The organism is Anaerocolumna jejuensis DSM 15929 (assembly GCF_900142215.1).
Classification (GTDB): Bacteria; Bacillota; Clostridia; order Lachnospirales; family Lachnospiraceae; genus Anaerocolumna; species Anaerocolumna jejuensis.
Window position 1 is genome coordinate 458,235 of record NZ_FRAC01000006.1, and the last position, 19,044, is coordinate 477,278.

Sequence of the window (19,044 nt, forward strand, 5' to 3'; positions counted from 1 at the left end):
ATCAAATTCTCCATTCATTGGAATGGATGGCTTTAGTATTCGGGTGTTTGTGGATTAACAACCTTTAATTTGTATGGTCCCTTATTATTATAATCTCTATATATCCGAAATGGAATAGTCTGGATTATTAAAAATTCCTATATATCTCACCTGTTTCACTTATTTAATAGAATCTTGCAATCCATATTTTTCCTCTTCTGGACAATATTAAATTACATATACTAATACTATCATAGATATATTCCATACAATTAGATTAAAATCACTATATTAAAAGGTAACTTACGGCACCTGAATTATTATCACAAAAATATCGTGCCCCAATAAATCCGGTATTCTTCGGCACTTCTCTTACAACTCATACGATGTATCCTGATATACATAATAAGGCATGCAGACATATATTCATTTTGATTTGCAAACCCTTATGTAATCTAGATTCATTGACCTGATTAATATCACTGTTTTCAAAGTGCTTTAATCAAAATTTTATTTAAACCATGATAAATTTGCTGAAATAACATCAAAATTTTCATCTACCGTTATTATGCTTGTACCTAATTCTTCTGTCAATTTAAGAATTGTATTTTTAATATGTCCCTCAGTTAAATCTAAAACGATTGCTAAATCCTTTATTTTTATTTTTTCCACAGCAATGAGATATATAGCGATTCTTATAAGAGTTATATTTGCACCTATTAAAGTTGAGTTTAGAATTTTATACAACCATTTATAACAATCTGTGCAAAGCAATGACACGTCAAAAAAATAATTAGTTTGATACAACTTTGCAGCGGGGTCAAAATTAATTAGCTTTCGCTTTTCACAGCTTTGAAGTGTACGGGATAATGCACTTTGATTAAATGCAGCTGCATGATTTAATAAATCTGTGTAGCTAACACCTTTCGGATAACAATTGAGAGCAAATAGTATCCTATATGTGTTCGAGCTTTTATCATTTTCTGTTAGTTTGAGTATTTGTAACGCATAGCCTGTGTATGTCATAAAATACCTCCTTAATAATGTTACACCCAGTGAGTGTTTATATTACCATAACACCCGCTGGGTGTAATGTCAAGAAAAATATATATCTATATACCAAATGGAACAACATCATCAATGGTACATTCCATTTTTGCTTTTCCATGCCAATAAATTGTTTATGGCACGTCCATTACAACTCATAAATAGATATTTGTAATGATTAAGCATTTTTGCATCCCCAGGTGATACAACTATATTATACCATTACAAGATAAAAGATAAACAAAAGCAGCATGCCAAAGTTGCCTTACACAGACAACTTCAAAACATACTGCTTTCTCATTCATGCCATGTACCGATTCCGATATCACTGATTATCTTCTGCAATCCACTTTCATCGTTACAATTCATTTAATTTTTACACATTACATTCAAAAGACGTGATACCAATTTCCATTCAAAACTCAATTAACGTCAGAAAACTGACTCCATCAATCTCATTCTAAACTCAAGTGACACCCTAAATTTCTGACACCTTTTTTGCTAATTTTTACATTTAGCCCCAAAACATACGAAATTTTACGATAAGAAAAACCACTTTCAAATCGCCCAAAACCGCTTAAAATCTTGGATTTTTAAGTCATTTCCTACAAATCATACGGCGTCACCTGATATACATAATAAGACGTACAAACGTGTGTTTGTTTTGATTTGTGAGGGCTTGTGGAATCTAGGTTTGTTGAGAGGCAACACCAATCTCTTTGATTTTGACTCCAATTTTGGTACCTGGAGATTTTTAAGTATTTCTCAATAAGTTTTTGGCTCTCTCAGGTACCTACAGAACTTAGATAAACGATGTTCTTTTTGCTTTTACTTTGTGTCTTGCAAGTTTCCTTATTAAAGGCTTTATTCGTATCATTTTCTAGCTCTTGGAACTTATCAAATCGTTCATGAATACTAGCAACCGAAACATCCAGTGTATTGTCCAAAACTTTTTCCAGTTTGATCATCTCTTCCTGTGAATGTTCCTTTAGCACATGGGTATATAAATCCATAGTCATCTGTAAGGTGGCATGTCCCAAATACTGTTGTACGGTCTTTGGTTTGATCCCTGCTTCAAAACATCTGGTCGCAAAGGTATGTCTGAAACAATGGGGACTGAAATATTCAATTTTCTCCAACTCATCTCTGCATAGGTTTACGTTTTCCAATACTGCCTTAATGGCATCAGAATAAGTCTGAGTATTGATTGGTGTTCCAAATTTAGTAGTGAATAAGAGTTCCTCAAATCCTGTAATAGGCTTGGCCACGGTTCTTCCCATAACAACATTTCGTTGCATGAGTTGCTTTTTTAACGCCAGTGCACATTGCTGATTCATTGGAATATCTCTTTTGCTTGATTTGGTCTTAGGATTACCAAAATGATAGCTCTTCTTTTCTTCTCCTTCAAATGTCTGATAGACGAGGGTTTTTTTTACACGGATCAAAGAATCTTTGAAATCCACATCCTTTAAGGTTAACGCACATACCTCTCCAGGTCTTAAACCTGTAGATACGGCAACAACAAAAAGGTTGTCATAAAAGGTCTCCCCTTGGAACACTCGAAAAAACTTGCCTGTTCTTCTGGCGTGAGTACTCTTGGTTCTTTCTTATCATGTGCACCCAGTTTAATTCCTTTTGCTGGATTCTTGTAAATCATGTCGTTAATCATAGCTTTATCAAACATATCCTGAAGCAAGATTCGAACTTTGTTTCGACTCTCAAACTGTAACCCTTTTGCATCCATCTTTTTTAGGAGCTGTAAAATCTGTAATTGTGTAATGTCCAGCAGTTTCATTTTTCCCAGAACTGGTGAAATGTGCATTCGATAGATTTCCATATAACGTCGTTTGGTATTGGCACAAATGGTATTTTCCTTATAGTGCTCCATCCAAGTCTTAAACCATTTATCTAAGGTAATTGATGTTTTACACAGATTCATATGATTGGTATCTTCATAGATTGCTGTGTTTAATAACGTTTTCAATTCCTTTAGATCATGACTTTTTACTTCCTGCCGCTGTCCAAATCGATTGGTAAATCGACCAACGTATCTTCCATCTTTTCTCTGCATAATTCCTGTGCCCAGTTCCTTGCCATTTAAATCTTTTCCCATATACAGGTTCCTTTCATAAATGAAAAAACCTGCGTTACAGGAATCGTAAGTACATAGCAATGTATGGACTTATTATACTATAAAACAGGCTGCTTGGTGTGTATAATTATTTTTTTATTTGTAATTGTGATCTGGTTGCTTAATTTAACAGACACCGTCTGTTGATTTATCGTTTCATAAATTCTTATAAAATTCTTCATAGGCTAATTCCCACTGGTCCGGTCAAGCCACTGGTCTAATTTCTTCTTATTGGCGTAGTAACGATTGCCAATCTTGAACGTAAATGTACTTGATGGGGCTTTCAGCAATTCTCTTGCTTTGGTTTTGCCTATACCTAGATATGAACAGAACTCTTCTAGGTTGAGTAGGGCTTTTTCGGTTTGTTGGTTCATGGGAGTCCTCCTTGTGTAAAATGGGATAAAAAAATAGCCCCTAAGTAGAGGGCTATTTTTGTTTAAATCATAGTATTAAAATGTATAAGTACTTACTATTATTACATATTCTGAGGTTACTCAAATATTATATTTTTTCTTAAGTTGTTTATGCCTCTTCACTATAAGTTCTTTTGCAGTCAGAAAATAAGTTTTCCAATCGTCATCTGAAGCATCACACAAATTTATTGATCCATATTGCCAATACTCTTTTATTTTGGTGTATTGTACATCTTGAAAGAACATTTCAAAACAATTATCTTCAACAAATTTTACCCACTTATCTATATCATGATACTGTTTTTTTAAATCTTCCAACTTGGAATTCCATCCATCCAATGGTCCTAACTTATTTGTTCTTGCTACTGAAGTAAGATTTCCCTCTGAATAAATCACACATAAAAAGGCAAGTAATTCTTTAACCACATTGTCTGATAATACAGTTGAACTTCCATGTCTTAAAATCGATAGTTCTTCTGTTAGTATTGAAATATCGTTCTTTGCTGGTATTATTTCAATCAATTCGGCGGTTCTATGATCTCGATTACCGTCCTTTGTACGAAATAAAAACCACTTTAATGGTAGCCACCATCCAGTCATTATGTCTGGTGCAATATCATTTTCTGCCTCGTTAATAACTTTTGAAAAAAAGTTTTTAGCAAAATCACTTCGTTCAATATGTAGATTATATATTTGATAAAATCGAAGCGAATTATATAGCATTTTATTTTTATTCCAATTATTCACCAGTTCATAATAATCACGTGAGATTAAATATCTTAAATCATTCATAATTCATCCTATCTCCATTTTTACCTACCACAATCACTCAAGTTGAAGGCATAAAAAAATATACTAATCAATCTAAATCTCAGAAAATGAGCACATTCTTCCTCTGATTTAGATATTGCTCCAGTAAACAAATATACCTTAATCAATGTTATCAAACTCCATAAATCGCCTACAAATTCACTATTTTACAAGGGATTCCACGTATTTTTCAAAATAAATTATTTACTATCTGTAGGAAAACTCATAGCAAAACAGATTAAGTTATTACAACCTATTCCTAGCGATTTACATATTTGGGATTACTCCTTTCTTTGCATCAATAATACATCCGTTTGGCCTGGAATTCCGGTATAAAGAGCCTTTTGATTCAAGAAACATTTAAGGTCGCATAATAATATTTTAATTACATCATTCCTCTTATTAAATGAATCTGTAAAAACAACTAAAACCTCACCGCTCTTTGTAACTTCGCAATTAATATTCCCGTGCATTAATGAATTACGAACTCGTTCAATTACATACTTCTGTTTAGCACTATCAATTATATTATTATCATCAATATATTTTTTTAATAACTCCGTATTGAACAAAAATTTGGACACATCTATCAAAGAGTAATCTATCTTCTCATAATCATCATCTTCTGTTCTCAAGGCAAAGTTCATTATTTTTAAATAGGAAAATCCTATTTCAAAAGAAATAGTAGCTGTTTCATCTTCTTTTAGTTCCCTAATTTGTCCTTCGAATTGAGGGCATAATTCTTCAATTTGTTTTTTTGTATAATTACCAGAGTTCTTAACAATTGAATACTCATACAATACATTATTCAACTGTCCAACATGAATCAAAAAATTGGATAACTCCGTTTCAAAATCTAGAAATGTTTTTAAACCATAGTAATACTTATCATTTGTGTCAAAATTGTATTTTTTTGCACAGATATTATAATGTTTAATATTAATCTTCTCGGCAATTTCACTTTCTTTAATTTCATACTTCGCTTCATTTTTATAGATATATTGTACTATATCAACCTTGCTATCACTAAATTGTTTTATTAATTCCGAAATAACATTTGATGAATAGCCATCAAACTTTTGATTTTTATTTTTCTTTGCCACTATTTCATAAAACCTAAAATTCAAAGTTTTTCTATTATTTTTTAACGAATATTTCATAAAAAAGCAAGTTTTAAAGGGCATCCCAAAACTATAATTACTAAAAAAACCTTTTACAAACTCGTGCAGCATAGGTTCAAATACAATACCTTCATCCTTTTTTACTCCTTTATCTTTATTATATAACATAAAACTTATCATCAAACCACTCTCTTGAGACATAAAGTTTCCATACTGCATATGCGCAAATGAAAGTCGAATCGTTGCTACCTGATCCCATGCTCCTTTGTTTTTTCCTTCTGTCGAAAAAAATAAACATGGTTTTTTCACCTCTGAAAACATCGGATTACTTCTTATAAATGATAAGTAATATTTTAATTGTTGATCATTTTCAACCAATTTAAAGAATTCAGCATAACTATATTCATCTTTCTTATACTTATTCAGTTTTTCCTTATTTAGTAATAACAAACAACTATCTATAAAAACCCTAAATCTTCCATAATCAAAAGCTGTAAAATAAAATTTGTCGTTTCGAAATTTATCAATAACTTCATCAATTCTAATTCCGTCAGAATAGAGTTTTTCATATTCATTAATCAATAAAACATTATTATTCAAATAATTATTCATTCCAAGCTCCTACCACTTTTAATATTTGTTAATACCAATTATAACATTATATTCAAAAAAAACTACATTCTATTATGTGATATCAAAATTTGCCATCAAAATCGTCCTGTGTTAGCATTTTGTGCACTCATATCTCAAAATGTTAGCAAAAAATGCACTCACTTCAACTTCCTTATCCAGGTCAATATAGTTCCCTCAAAAAAGTGATAGCAGAAAGTGCACTTATAATTTCCCTGTGATAGCATTTTGTACACTCACTTTCCAAAATGATAGCAAAAAGTGCTATCACTACAATATTTCAGGGGTTTTAGGGGATTTTTCCCTAACTAGATGCATCAAAGACTGGAGCAGTCGCTGATGCGTATCTAGCCATTGACCACGTGAACTTCTTTGAAAGTGTTCCCTTCTCTTCTCCCAAAACATACAAAAGAATTTTCGTCAAATTCCAATCAGCACAATTCCTTTTCATAAAGCGTAATCACCACACACTATTATCATCCATTGCGTCTACCCACACCTGCATTTCTACACCCAACGCCAGCCTCATATATTCTAGTGGATCATCAATCGGCATTGCATCCAGCTTCCTCTGTGAATTCATAGTTGTCTTAACTACATCTTCCCATTTCCCACAATCCAGCCTTAATACATATCCTGCTTCAAATACCGTAACATCAATACAATTTTTCTGTTTATTATACCTTGCGTATATTCCATTCATAATAATCATCCTTTCTCCTACTAAATCAAATACACAATCAAAATTCCAATCCTTCATCTACAGATAAAAAGAAAACATAATAAAAACAAAAAGCAGCATGCTAAAGTCACCTTCACAGACAACTTCAATACACACTGCTTTCTCATGCATTCCATGCACCGATTCCCATCTCACAGATTATCTTCTGCAATCTATTTTCATCGTTACAATTCATTTAATCATTACACATTACAGCCAAAAGACCTGACACCATTTGTCATTCAAAACCCAAGTAGCACCACTCTGATTTGACACCTTTTTCACCCGTTTTGACTCCAATTTTGACACCTTTTGACTCCAATTTCACCCCAAAACCTACGATATTTTACGATAAGAAAATACACTTCCAAATCACTCAAAACCGCCTAGAATCTAGCATTTTCAAGGCATTTCTTAAAGTTCGTAAGGCGTTACCTGATAAACATAATAAAACTATCAAGTTGTACCGATTAGCTTTTAACTTTCCTTTATTTATCAAGGTTTTTAGCACTCGTCTGACACCAATTAACTAAGTCTGACACCAACCTGACACCAATATAGTTTATCACCTTGCAGCCTTAAAGTAAACAACATTATCTTTCATCGAATTGTCGGATACTTCCTTTGTTTCTTCTGCATCTACCAAGTCCTCACATTCACTCTCATATAGGTCAGCAGTGTCATTAAATGTTTCATCCATTATGTTACTTAATTTTTCCATTTCTTTGACTGAATGGTCCTCAAATAAATGAGTATATAAATCCATCGTCATTTTTAGTGAAGCATGACCCAAATAAGCTTGTACTGTTTTAGGTTTTACCCCAGCTTCAAAACATCTTGTAGCAAATGTGTGTCTGAAACAATGCCCTGAGAAATGTGTAATTTGCTCTAACGTGTCCCTTGTAAGATTAATCTCCTCCAAAACTTTATCTATGGCATCTGAGTATATCTGCGAGTTTATTGGAGTCCCCCACCTTGTTGTAAATATCAAATTTTCAAAACCTTTAACAGGTTTAGCAGTTGACCTAGAATTAATGACACTACGCTGTGCCATTTGTCTTTTTAACGCTTGTATACACCTTTCGGTCATTGGTACTTTGCGATAACTACTCTTTGTTTTTGGTGGGTCAAAATGAAACTCTTTCTGTTCATCGCCTTCTAATTTTTGATACAACAGAGTTTTATTAACATCAATAGTCTTAGCTTTAAAATCAATGTCATCTGGAGTTAACCCACAAACCTCACCGGGTCTTAACCCTGTTGATACTGCAACAATAAAAAGGTTATCATAAAATGTACCCTTGCAACATTCAAAGAAAATATTCTGCTCTTCTTGTGTCAATGCTCTTGGTTCTGGAGTTTTCCCCTTGTCAAGGTCAATGCCGCGTGCTGGATTTTTATTAGCTAAATCACTTCTCATAGCTTTATCATACATATCCAACATTAAAATTCTGACCTTATTTTTTGTTTCATAAAGATAACCATTATCAGCAAGGTTTTTAATTAAATCTAAGATGTGTATCTGTTTGATATCTTTAAGCTTGCGATTACCTAATGTGGGTTCTATGTGTTTATTAAAGACAGTATTATAATGTCTCCTAGTATTAGCACATATAACATCATCACCTTTATACAATCTCATCCAAGTTTGATACCATTCTGATAGTATTGTATTTTCTTCAGCAACGTTCAATTTTAACTCATTTTCGGCAACTGCTTTTTTATACTGTTCTTTTACTTTCGATAAATCAAAATCCTTAAATTCAGGTCTCTTTCCAAACCTATCTGTAAATCTTGCAACATATCTACCATCTTTTCTTTGGCAGATACCGTCACCTAATTCTTTACCTTTTAAATCCTTACCCATACTGCTTTCCCTCCTTTTGAATGAAAAGGACTGCAGTATAGTGAAAATCAGCTTGCATATTGATTATACTATACTGTTTGTCCTTTTCGCAATCAGCAATTCCAAGTTACACCAACTAATTACCACTTATTCCGTCAAGCCATTTATCCAATAGCCTTTTATTAGCATATAATCTATTACCCAACCTCACTGTATAAGGTGTTTTCGGTGCTTTTAACATCTTACGAGCCTGTGTTTTACCAATCCCCAAATAAGTACAAAATTCTTCTAAATCTAATAGAGCTTTATCCATAAATCTTACCCCCCAATCGTTGTATTGCTATGACTAGCTATACTAATTGGTTATAACTGCCGTGTTTTATGTCAAAAAGTATTATAACTGTTTGCAAATTAACAATATCTGTTATAAACAATTCTGTAATAGTTAATCTATTGCATAATCAGTGCATTCTACAAAATATAAAATTGCATAAAAAAAGTTATCAACCTACGTGATAACCTATACTAAACAAGATTTTATGATTTATACTTTATACAAGACACTGATTACCCTTGGGGTTGATGCTGGATGTGCCTTTCAATAAACTTATTAAATCAAAACCTAAAATGTCATCACTAACTACTATACTTCATTAACCTTATCATCTTTTATCTCTCGAACAACTTTCGAATGAAAACATATTCTCATCGCACTCAACGCAAACATATGGATAATCCAATTCATTTTCAAATGCCAATTCACAACCACATCTAAAGCAAAATCTGTTAGTATGGTTTACCAATACAGAAGCATCAAAGTTGTTATAATGTCTAAATCTGTCATAGTCATTCTCTATTTTCATTATTGCCTCTTCATATTCTTCTGTTTCTGCATCTGTAAGTCCGGCAGGCTTAGTTATATTGCCACTTGTAATGGTATATTTTGAAGTATCTGTTACATCCCCACTTTCATAGATTGCTTTCATTATCAATCCAAGTTGTCTGCCTGTAAGAGCTTGCTTTAATTCCTCAGGTATAAAGCTTAATATCCTGTTTGTTGTATCACAGTCAAGTTTATAACCTAAGGTTTCAAGCATCCTCGTTCTCTTTGCACCTCTTGTACTTTTACCCTTTGTCTTAATCATTTAAGCCTCACTTCCTCACTTTCTCACTTGTTTTATTTTAATTAATCATTTCAATTAACGACACCAAATTAATTGGTGTGACTTAAATCTGTATACCCAAGATGTGATTATTACTTGATTGATTGCTGACTGCACCTTTCTGGTTCATTCATAACTTTATTCTTAACTTGCCTGTGGTTTCGGGTTTGCGTAGCAACCTATACCTACGTCCTTATTGAGCAATGTCTTTAGTGTGGTCAATGTAGTCCAGCACCCATTCTTAGCAATACTTGATGATGCATAGACATTTTTACAACTGCACCGCACATTAAACTCAATACTATAATAATCACTACCAACTGCAAATAAATACTGAGGTATCGAATCCTTATCCTCTTTGTATCTGCGATTTGATGCTGATGAGGGGGCGGTCCAGAAGAAACTATTTCTATAGTAATCACACCGTTCTGAGAAAGAAATTAATCTTTGCCTTAACTCACTATCAAGCCTGATTTCCTTTGGTTGCTTACCCTTTATAGGTTTCTGGCTGGTATCATACACATAAGCAATTAGATTTTCCTTTATAACTGTCTGCTTTATTGCTAGTGCATATGCTGATGTTGTACTGCCTGCATTTACTGTGATTTCCTCAAAGGCTTCTGCCTTGGTATCTAACAGCAAAACTATGTATTGAGTCTTACCCGGCATAGCTTTGGGTTTAAAGTCCTTTAATTCCTCTGCATTTTCTACCCTTAGGTACTTTTTAGGTGGGATTACCTGTGAGCCGCCCTCCGGCTTATCTGCTATCATTCGAGCATACTTAATTACCTTGAAAGCTCCTGCATCTGAATGAGTACCCAAATTGGTGTAAGCTACTACTTTTGTGCCATTTGGCTTATGTAAACTTGATTTATACATACTGTTCCTCCTCCTTTATTTCTCATTATTTATTCGGTCTCTAAATATTCTAACCTTCTTCTCTATTTCCTCATGCTCTTCAACCATGCTCAGTATTTCTTCTTTTGTTACACAACCATCTTCGCAGTAATCATAAGTACTGGTGCAATAAATAAAATCCTTATATCTTCCTTTATTATCTTTTTCAAGGCTCAGAGTATGCCGTGTTGGTAAATGTAGTTGCTCATTCAACATTTTAAGTAATGTGGTTTTTCTGCCTTGGTAATCCTCTACCAATACTTCGGTTTTAACATACATTTCTCTTGTTTCAATATTAAAAATTATATTGCATCTATAACTGTGTGAAATTACAATTTTATTGCTTTCATTGTAATTACTACATATATCAGCGGACCCTAGCATACCCATTTGGTTTAGTAGACCTAACAACTCTCTTTTATGTTTATTAGAAACACGACCTTTCAACAAATTATGTCTAACTTCATCAATAGCAAAAAATTTTTCATTACCCATTACATTTTCAGTAACATAATCTTTGTTTCCTGCGAATATAACTTCTCCATATTTATGTAACAAAACCACACTATCATCTTCACCTGCTTTTAACATTGTAGGTAAAACTATCAAATTTACAATAGATTTTTCCATAGCTATTTGCTGGTAAATATCTTCAGGAAGTTTTATACCATTCGCTTGTAGTTTTTCACCAATACATCTTAATATCTCATAATTATCCAATAAAACATAACCTCTTGAAATCTGCTCTTGCACTGCTATACTCACGACCTCAACTATCTTAATAAAATCTAAACATGTAGGATTAAAATAAATCCCCTTTCCTTCTACTGCATTACTTACCATAATAAAATCCTCCATTTTCTGTATTTTTGTTTACTAGTTACATCCATCTGATACCCAATTAGGGTTTATTGTTAACCCGGTTCTGCCGGGATGCGGGGCAACAATTTAGTGTTGTTGAAATTGTTGCCTATTTGCCAAAATCAGCGCATCGAAGGCCGGTTGAGGAATGTACCCTCTTATGTAAAGGTCTATCAATTGTAATGTTCTTAATCTCTGGTTTCTCATTTAACTCACCTCTTCCCCATCTTCGTCTGGGTAGAAGAAATCTAAGAACTCCTCTTCGGTTGGTAAAGCGTTCAAACTGTAACTTCTAGCCAATTTTATTGGCTTATATTCCTCTGTAGATTTACCTTTATAAAAGCGGTCTTTCTTTGTAAGATTTCTTTTATTAAAACCCTTGTATACTTCAAATGTACGCTTATCAAAATCAATTACATAACCCCATTCGCAAAACAAACTATCTTGAGCAAACTCACTATTATTTTTTAAACTTCTTAAATTACCAAACATAATTAATGATAAAATCTCCTCAAAAGTAATCCCGCAAAGTTCTCTATGCCACGGCACACCAAATATCATAGTACCCGGCTTGTACTCACTTAAAATTTCTTGTAGCTGCTCCTTTGTATAAAAAACACATTCTGAAATATCTGATTCCAATACTCTCAAATTGACGTTTTTAAGAAATTTCAAGATACACACACCACTACCATAAGGGTTTGTATCATATTGCCCATACTGAGCCACCTTATACTCTCCATCTTTTTGCACACATACTAATCCTCTTGTACCCATAATAATTTCACCTTTTAACCTTTCTTTTAATATTAAGCTGCCTTTTTACTCTGGCGATTATCAAACAAAATTTCGCCTGTTCTCATATTCTCAATAAGCACTATATCTTCCATATAAATTGGTTCTTCTGAAACATACCAAGACCCATAACTCATACCACTTGTAAAAGCCTTTCTCCAAGACTTATTCATTCTGTTTTCATCTGCCCATTGATTCCACCATTTGAAAGTATCCTTCATTCTAATTGTTATACAGATTTCTTTTTTAGCATCAACATAAGCTGGGCTCATACCGCTGTCTATACCCAATCCTTCTGCGTTTTTCTTATTTGTCATCCAAACAACAGATTTGTAATCATCCGTGTCGGTACAGAAGGTCTTTACCCCATTTCGCATTTCATTCCACCATTTCGTTGGTTTTAATAGGCTACTTGGTGTAAGCTTTAAGTACCCAGTCTGCATTATTCTACCTATATGATTTTTATCATTAGCTGTAAAGTGATACAAATACTGCTCCTTTTCAATGTTCTCTCTTTCCTTAACTGCTACTATTCCATCTCTTAACTCAAAATTCTCCATGTTTATATATCTTGTATGCATATTATTTACCCTTAACCTTTCTCTTATTTAATTTATTTACTTGACCCTGCGGAGCGGGCAACAGGGTTGTAAGACCTGTTGCTTACTCTCAACTACATTACTTCTTTAACTGTTACATCCTCGCCAGCATCTAACAGTTTAGGGTTACAAGCCGCTGTAAAGTAAGAATATTTACCCTTCTTGTCCTTTGCAGTTGGTGTTGCCTGCCAGATTGTCAGCCCAGATTTACTCAATTCCACAAAGGCATCTACTAATGTTCTCTCTCTCATATTAGTGAATATCTCTGGACTAAAGATGCTATCAGAACCCGGTACAGTAAACAAAGTGCCTAGGAAATGGTTTATCAAAAGTCTCATTTCATCTTTCTCAGATTTCTTCTTACTGTTAAGGTTTCCTTCATAGTTTGTAATACCCACCTCTTCAAGTGCCTTTTTCATTTCTTCAAAGGATTTTCTTAAAATATTTACTCTAACTGAATCTAATTCTTTTAAATCTTCATTATCTGCTAATACCTCATCAAATGATGCAAAATCCAAATCATTTAATGCATAGCCAACCTCGTCAACATAGCCTTGTCGGTCATCTGCTATATACCCTCTGACCAGTTCTTTCTTGTAAAGGTTCTTAAAAATAACCACTTCCAAATCTTCAATCTTTTTTCTTGACCAAATACTTCTAAAGTAGTAAGCCAAATATGTTGAATACAGTACACTATCATCATAGAATTCGGAACTTGATGCTTGAATTGCCTTCTTAACACTTTCAATACCGTCAAGAATGTAAGATACCCCATTATATTTAACTTCAACTGGTGTAGGTAACATTGCTACTTCTTTCTCATTACCCTTTACTTCTAATACATTTGCTGATTTCATAATTTTCTCTCCATCTCTTTTCTGATTTGATTTACTACCTTTCATTTCTGCTCTTCTTTCGGCTCTGTTCATCGTAATATCCTCGCTTTCTTAATTTGTTATTAATTGTTTTAGTCTATTGCACTGCTCTTGAAGTTGCTCTACTGTTACCTCTTGCTCCCAGAATACTGTTAACCCGGCTTTTGATTTACCCTCTACTATGTACTGCGATAAGATTTGGTGCTTTGCCATAAAATTTCTTGGTGGTACTTTTCTACTAAGTAAATCTCTTTGGTTAAAAGCATTTCTTAAATTTTCATCTACCCTCAAATCAATAACTCCTCTCTTTCTTTTATATGTCACTTATTCATTACTCATTGTATTTTATCTTGTTTTCGTGACTTGTTATGGCCTGAGTATACACGATTACAATAGTGATGTCAAACCAAAAACACCCCTTTTTGTAATTATTTCGTGTTTTTTTATGCTCTAGTCACGTTTTAGCGACAATTAGTTAAAGTACAGTTTGTTATCTCCATTTAGTCACGTTTTAGTTAATCTCGAAATATGGTCTTGATTTAGTTACTTAAATATGCAATACTATCAACATATATCATATAAAAGAGGAGGGATTTAATTGCTAGAGGATAACAAAGAAAATGAATATGATGAATTTTTCAAAAAATTTAAAGCTATATTAGATGGAAAATATGAAAAGAAAGGTATACCAAAATACAGTCAAACGGAATTGGCTAATCTTACAGGTGTTTTAAAGCAAAAAATTAGTGTATATTACAAAGGAACGAATAAGCCTTCAGTTGAAAATTTAATTAAATTATCAAAAGGATTAAACTGTTCCGTGGATTTCTTAATAAGAAAAGATGTTATAGAGCCTAATCCAAGAAATCAAAACATTTTAAACAATACTGGACTAAGTTCTGAGTGTCTTAAAAGATTAGTACACTATAGAAATAAAAACGAGAAAATATACAATAAAATTATGACTACCCTTGAACTACTTATTAGTAATATTGGTCTACCCAATACTGATGTTTTATACTATATTGCAAGGTACTTAACTTTTGAAGCTGATGACTCACTCTACATTATTAATGATACAGCTTATGAATGCTTTACTGATATATTAAATAGCGAAGAAGATTCTGAAAAAATAAGAGAGGCATTTAATAAGTACTTCAGCACAACATTTGATGTAGATATAAATAAAACACACGCTCTCTCGAACATAAATAAATCCAATGTTTATTTAGATACCATTAAAGGCGCACTGCAGGTTTTATCAAGAGATATCAATAATAAACATTATGCTGATGACTACGAAAACGAACCAGTCGGTACTTGGGATGTTGATATTAATGCACTCGAAGATGTTGATTTTAGTAAAGTTGCAGACATACTCGATAGTAATTATAAACTCTTGCCATCTGATACCCCAAGCGAGGACAAGAACGGAAAAGTTGAATAATACAACATAATTAAGGTTATCAAGTGCTTCGGTATTTGATAACCTTTTCAAGTTGTTCTTGTAATCACTACATAATTTACAATTTTTGCTTGAGTATTGTCCAAACATGTGCTACAGTCTCATCATCGCGTTATTATCATATAAATAGAAAGGATGTGACTGTACTATGAATACAGGATTTTATACAGCTTTACCTGTAGACAAGGCTCTACAGGATGTATCTGAGTTGTTTAGCTTTAATGAGGAGAGCTTTGATATTACCCAAATAACCAACGTGACCGAAGAGCAGTTTAATGCGCTTGCCAACTTATATATGCACATAGATACAATTACTCACGAGGAGTTAGCAAAATATGACCCAGCAGACATATTTGTTTCGGGCTGGTTCGATACCCCAGTAAGCGAACTTTATGATTATCGTACTGCTTTGACCAATACCCAAGAGTTACTACAACACTTAATTGATAATAAAATTACTGATAGTAACATTATTAATCTGTTAGTACCAATTGTTGCTGAAAAGCTGTCTTTGGTCTGCGACATTATTGAAACATACACCAAGGACATTTTTTCAGTAAAATTAAAACACCTTTTAGAAACTCACGCAATGTCACAGAGTGAGCTTGCTCAGAAGTTAGGTGTAAAACAGCAGACTGTATCACTATGGATACAAGCATCGGGGTATCCTACCCAATCGACTGCAATTGAGTTGTGTAATATTTTTAATATTACTTTGGATTTCCTATTTAGACCTGATATGGTTGCGCAATCTATGGAAAAGCACATTGTATATCAAAACTGCGGATTAGAAGAAAAAAGTACTGCTATCTTAGAAGAACTACATAGGCGGGGTTCGGAGGATATACTCAGAACACTTAATATGATAATCCAAACTAAAGGTAGCGGGGATTCAGATTTAGTACAAGTGCTTACTGAGTATCTGAATTTACCTTGTGAGACAGGTCAATGTGTTATTCCATTTAAGGAACTGCTTGATTTACAGACTGAAATCCAAATGGCTGATAGCAAAGAAGATGCGTTAGCTCATGCAAAAGGCTTTCTGGAAAACTATGTTGATTTGGATATTCAAGGGTTTAGAAAGTATCAGCTTGATAAGATTATGCTCGTTGAGTTAATTCAAATATTGACCCGGATGCGGGATGAACGGGTTAAAGAAGTGTACTAAATTATAAGCCGGGTTGCTTAATTGCATAACGGGAGTCATAAGAGGGGAAGCCACGCGTGGCTTCCCCTCTTATGCTGTCATTCGTTTTGTGTAGCGGAATATTAAGAAACTGATTTTACAGTATGAATCAATTGATGAGGTTTGTTGACTTACTTGTTTATTTAAGATATAATATTTTAAATTGTCTAAAATTGCATAAAAAGACATATAAGGGAGGAAATAACAATGTTTAAAATCAGAAAATGTATGAGTATTTTGTTAACTGCAACTCTGTTAATTTGTTTGGTTTTTTCAGTTTCACCGAAAATAGTATATGCTAATACTACTCATGATTTGGTATTTGGAGAAAGTTATACCTTTGATGGAACTGGTGGAATGCAACGATTTGATTTAACACTTGAAAAATCTGGAAGTATTGATATTAAGTTTGTATCTAATAGTACAGATGGAAGTTCTGGAGTTTTTGTGTATACAGAAGGAGGTAACAAAAAACTCACTTCTTATGGCTTTACTGGAAGTTATAAAAAAAGCATTGATTTAAAGGCTGGTACATATGTTTTGATATTTAATTATTCCAATGGAACTAAAGGTACTAATATTCATGGTGAACCTTATGATAATAGTCCTGCAAATGGAATAATGAGCACATCATTTACAGATGCTAATGAGACGTATGCAGAAGATGCTACTATTACCAATGATGAATATGGAGTTGCGTCAAATATTTTATCCGTTGATAATGCTATATTACAAGGCCAGTTTGCATTAAATGATTCTGTAGATTATTATACTTTTAGTACCACACAAGCACAAAATTTAAATTTATATTTTTCGAGCAAATTAGACAGTGTTAATATTCAATTATTTAATGATTTGCTTGACTTTGATTTAAAGAAAGATGGATTAGTGGCAGGTAGTAATAAGTTCTCTATAGTACTTCCCAAAGGCACCTATTATTTGGCTGTTAAAAATGCAAAAACTGATTTTACAGGAAACTATCAATTAAAATTATCTACATCTGATATTACTAAAACATCAATAAAAAGCCTAAAAAGCCCTAAAAAAAGCGCTTTGAATATTACAGTGAACAAACAAGCAAATATAACAGGTTATCAAATTCAAATTGCTACTAATAGCACGTTTACGCAGAACAAAAAATCTTACTTAATTACAAGCAATAGTAAAAGTATAACAAATCTCAAATCAAAAATAACTTATTATGTGAAAGTAAGAACTTACTCAACTGCTGTAAATGGAGAAAAATGTTATTCTTCATGGAGTGCAATTAAAAGTGTAAATATTAAATAAATATATTTATGGGGATATACACATCCTGTGTATTGAAAATAATAAGAGTCGGTTCAAACTGCCGACTCTTATTTGTTTATATCATTGTATGATAATATCAAAGTTTTATTTTATCGCTGTAAGTCATCCATTCTGAATAAATCTTCTTGCCATCTACCACAGTGTATACTCTGTATTTTATATAGCATGTTGAACCATCTTTAACTTCAAACTCGCTAACTCGATAATAGTCTTTAGATTTGCTCGTTTTTTTCAATTTAATTGTATTTTTTGCGTATACATTCTTGTAATTCTTATCCTTGCTGGCAACATACTGGATACCATCGAAATAATTCAATGCTGAAGTTTCATAGCCTACCGAAAATCTAAAGTCAGCTTTACCATTATAATTTGCACTTTTACTTGAATACCCACCTATACCTGTGACAATCTCAAAATTATATGCAACTGGTAAAACAGTAACTGTCTGTGTGAATGTTTCACCACCACGATTTTCGTTTAATTTTACAGTAATTTTGTATGTTCCGCATCCTTTCCGTGCCGATATTGCTTTTGTTGAAACTTTATAATCATCTAAGCTAATCCTATAACCTTTAGTATTCAGCACAGTTATATTTAACTTGCCGCTTTCATCACGCGTGGCTACAATTTTATCAACTACAAATCCATTTTTATCATATCCATTTTTATCACGACCAGACCTATCATAGCCATTTCTATCACGACCAGACCTATTGTATCCGTCTTTATCATAACCATCCTTATCATAACCTAATACATCATATCCATCTTTATCATAGCCTAATGCATCATAACCATCCACATCATAAATTATCTCAACTGTTCCATCGGATGTGTAACCTACAGCCGGTCTATCGAAGTCGGTATCATTATAGTAATCAAAACTAAACGCTAATACAGTTGAATATTTACTTGCAATTGTTATCATATCATATGCATCTGTACAAAGTGCATTTTGTCTTTTAGGTGTATTAACAAAAGAATACTGCGTCTTATTATATTGGCTTGAATCATATAGCCTTGCTACATGGGCATACTGCGCTATTATACCTCCATAATATCCATAGTAACCAGCTTTCACTTGTGAAGTTAAATAATCAAGATATGTTGATGCAGTCGTTTCCTCACTTGCCTGAACTTCTGTTACTGGAGCGAATCCTGTCCCAATGAGTAACGCCATTACTAAGATTACCA

20 protein-coding genes are annotated in these 19,044 nt (G+C 33.1%); 3 read left to right on the forward strand and 17 right to left on the reverse strand.

Annotated elements, in window-relative coordinates; genetic code table 11:
• Nucleotides 1-489 precede the first annotated feature (489 nt).
• The 16 genes from BUB77_RS02050 to BUB77_RS02125 form a co-directional block, all read right to left on the reverse strand.
• Entirely contained in the window at nt 490-1,005 is a 516-nt protein-coding gene (locus tag BUB77_RS02050) for a hypothetical protein (protein WP_073272420.1), read from the reverse strand.
• Between the two features lie 806 nt (nt 1,006-1,811).
• The gene (locus BUB77_RS30360) at nt 1,812-2,585 is read right to left on the reverse strand and encodes a site-specific integrase (protein WP_073272422.1); all 774 of its coding nucleotides are present in this window, start codon (nt 2,583-2,585) and stop codon (nt 1,812-1,814) included.
• Nucleotides 2,525-3,139 carry a tyrosine-type recombinase/integrase gene (locus BUB77_RS30365; protein WP_073272424.1) on the reverse strand — a complete coding sequence of 205 codons (615 nt, stop codon included), beginning with the start codon at nt 3,137-3,139 and terminating at the stop codon, nt 2,525-2,527. The genes BUB77_RS30360 and BUB77_RS30365 overlap by 61 nt, the downstream gene beginning before the upstream one ends.
• A gap of 203 nt (nt 3,140-3,342) precedes the next feature.
• Nucleotides 3,343-3,531, reverse strand: coding sequence for a helix-turn-helix domain-containing protein (locus tag BUB77_RS02065; RefSeq protein WP_073272426.1), 189 nt, complete (start codon nt 3,529-3,531; stop codon nt 3,343-3,345).
• Between the two features lie 120 nt (nt 3,532-3,651).
• Nucleotides 3,652-4,362: a hypothetical protein gene (locus BUB77_RS02070; protein WP_073272427.1), complete on the reverse strand. Its 711-nt coding sequence runs from the start codon at nt 4,360-4,362 to the stop codon at nt 3,652-3,654.
• A 299-nt stretch (nt 4,363-4,661) separates the two neighbouring features.
• Complete coding sequence (locus BUB77_RS02075; protein ID WP_073272429.1) at nt 4,662-6,113, reverse strand: hypothetical protein; 1,452 nt, start codon at nt 6,111-6,113, stop codon at nt 4,662-4,664.
• 478 nt (nt 6,114-6,591) lie between these two features.
• A complete protein-coding gene (locus tag BUB77_RS02080) occupies nt 6,592-6,843 on the reverse strand; it encodes a DUF6061 family protein (RefSeq protein WP_330392476.1) in 252 nt (83 codons plus the stop codon).
• Nucleotides 6,844-7,417: 574 nt separating this feature from the next.
• Entirely contained in the window at nt 7,418-8,719 is a 1,302-nt protein-coding gene (locus tag BUB77_RS02085; protein WP_073272431.1) for a tyrosine-type recombinase/integrase, read from the reverse strand.
• A gap of 115 nt (nt 8,720-8,834) precedes the next feature.
• Nucleotides 8,835-9,011 (reverse strand): helix-turn-helix transcriptional regulator, encoded by a 177-nt coding sequence (locus tag BUB77_RS02090; protein WP_073272433.1) that lies wholly within the window; start codon nt 9,009-9,011, stop codon nt 8,835-8,837.
• A 349-nt stretch (nt 9,012-9,360) separates the two neighbouring features.
• Entirely contained in the window at nt 9,361-9,843 is a 483-nt protein-coding gene (locus BUB77_RS02095; RefSeq protein ID WP_073272435.1) for a hypothetical protein, read from the reverse strand.
• Between the two features lie 162 nt (nt 9,844-10,005).
• The gene (locus BUB77_RS02100; RefSeq protein ID WP_073272437.1) at nt 10,006-10,740 is read right to left on the reverse strand and encodes a hypothetical protein; all 735 of its coding nucleotides are present in this window, start codon (nt 10,738-10,740) and stop codon (nt 10,006-10,008) included.
• Nucleotides 10,741-10,755: 15 nt separating this feature from the next.
• Complete coding sequence (locus BUB77_RS02105; RefSeq protein WP_073272439.1) at nt 10,756-11,601, reverse strand: hypothetical protein; 846 nt, start codon at nt 11,599-11,601, stop codon at nt 10,756-10,758.
• Between the two features lie 225 nt (nt 11,602-11,826).
• The gene (locus tag BUB77_RS02110; protein WP_139241078.1) at nt 11,827-12,396 is read right to left on the reverse strand and encodes a hypothetical protein; all 570 of its coding nucleotides are present in this window, start codon (nt 12,394-12,396) and stop codon (nt 11,827-11,829) included.
• A gap of 32 nt (nt 12,397-12,428) precedes the next feature.
• Nucleotides 12,429-12,974, reverse strand: a complete 546-nt coding sequence (locus BUB77_RS02115; protein ID WP_139241079.1) for a hypothetical protein — start codon at nt 12,972-12,974, stop codon at nt 12,429-12,431.
• 113 nt (nt 12,975-13,087) lie between these two features.
• The gene (locus BUB77_RS02120) at nt 13,088-13,942 is read right to left on the reverse strand and encodes a hypothetical protein (RefSeq protein WP_073272444.1); all 855 of its coding nucleotides are present in this window, start codon (nt 13,940-13,942) and stop codon (nt 13,088-13,090) included.
• 18 nt (nt 13,943-13,960) lie between these two features.
• Nucleotides 13,961-14,179, reverse strand: a complete 219-nt coding sequence (locus BUB77_RS02125; protein ID WP_073272446.1) for a hypothetical protein — start codon at nt 14,177-14,179, stop codon at nt 13,961-13,963.
• 307 nt (nt 14,180-14,486) lie between these two features.
• Here BUB77_RS02125 and BUB77_RS02130 point away from each other — a divergent pair, with 307 nt between their 5' ends.
• The 3 genes from BUB77_RS02130 (at nt 14,487) to BUB77_RS02140 (ending at nt 17,829) form a co-directional block, all read left to right on the forward strand.
• Nucleotides 14,487-15,335 carry a helix-turn-helix domain-containing protein gene (locus tag BUB77_RS02130; RefSeq protein WP_073272448.1) on the forward strand — a complete coding sequence of 283 codons (849 nt, stop codon included), beginning with the start codon at nt 14,487-14,489 and terminating at the stop codon, nt 15,333-15,335.
• Between the two features lie 166 nt (nt 15,336-15,501).
• A complete protein-coding gene (locus tag BUB77_RS02135; RefSeq protein ID WP_073272450.1) occupies nt 15,502-16,521 on the forward strand; it encodes a helix-turn-helix transcriptional regulator in 1,020 nt (339 codons plus the stop codon).
• Nucleotides 16,522-16,746: 225 nt separating this feature from the next.
• Nucleotides 16,747-17,829: a hypothetical protein gene (locus BUB77_RS02140; protein WP_073272452.1), complete on the forward strand. Its 1,083-nt coding sequence runs from the start codon at nt 16,747-16,749 to the stop codon at nt 17,827-17,829.
• Between the two features lie 97 nt (nt 17,830-17,926).
• On the opposite strand, the gene BUB77_RS02145 is transcribed toward BUB77_RS02140, so the two are convergent.
• Nucleotides 17,927-19,030 carry a hypothetical protein gene (locus BUB77_RS02145; RefSeq protein WP_170866544.1) on the reverse strand — a complete coding sequence of 368 codons (1,104 nt, stop codon included), beginning with the start codon at nt 19,028-19,030 and terminating at the stop codon, nt 17,927-17,929.
• Nucleotides 19,031-19,044 lie beyond the last annotated feature (14 nt).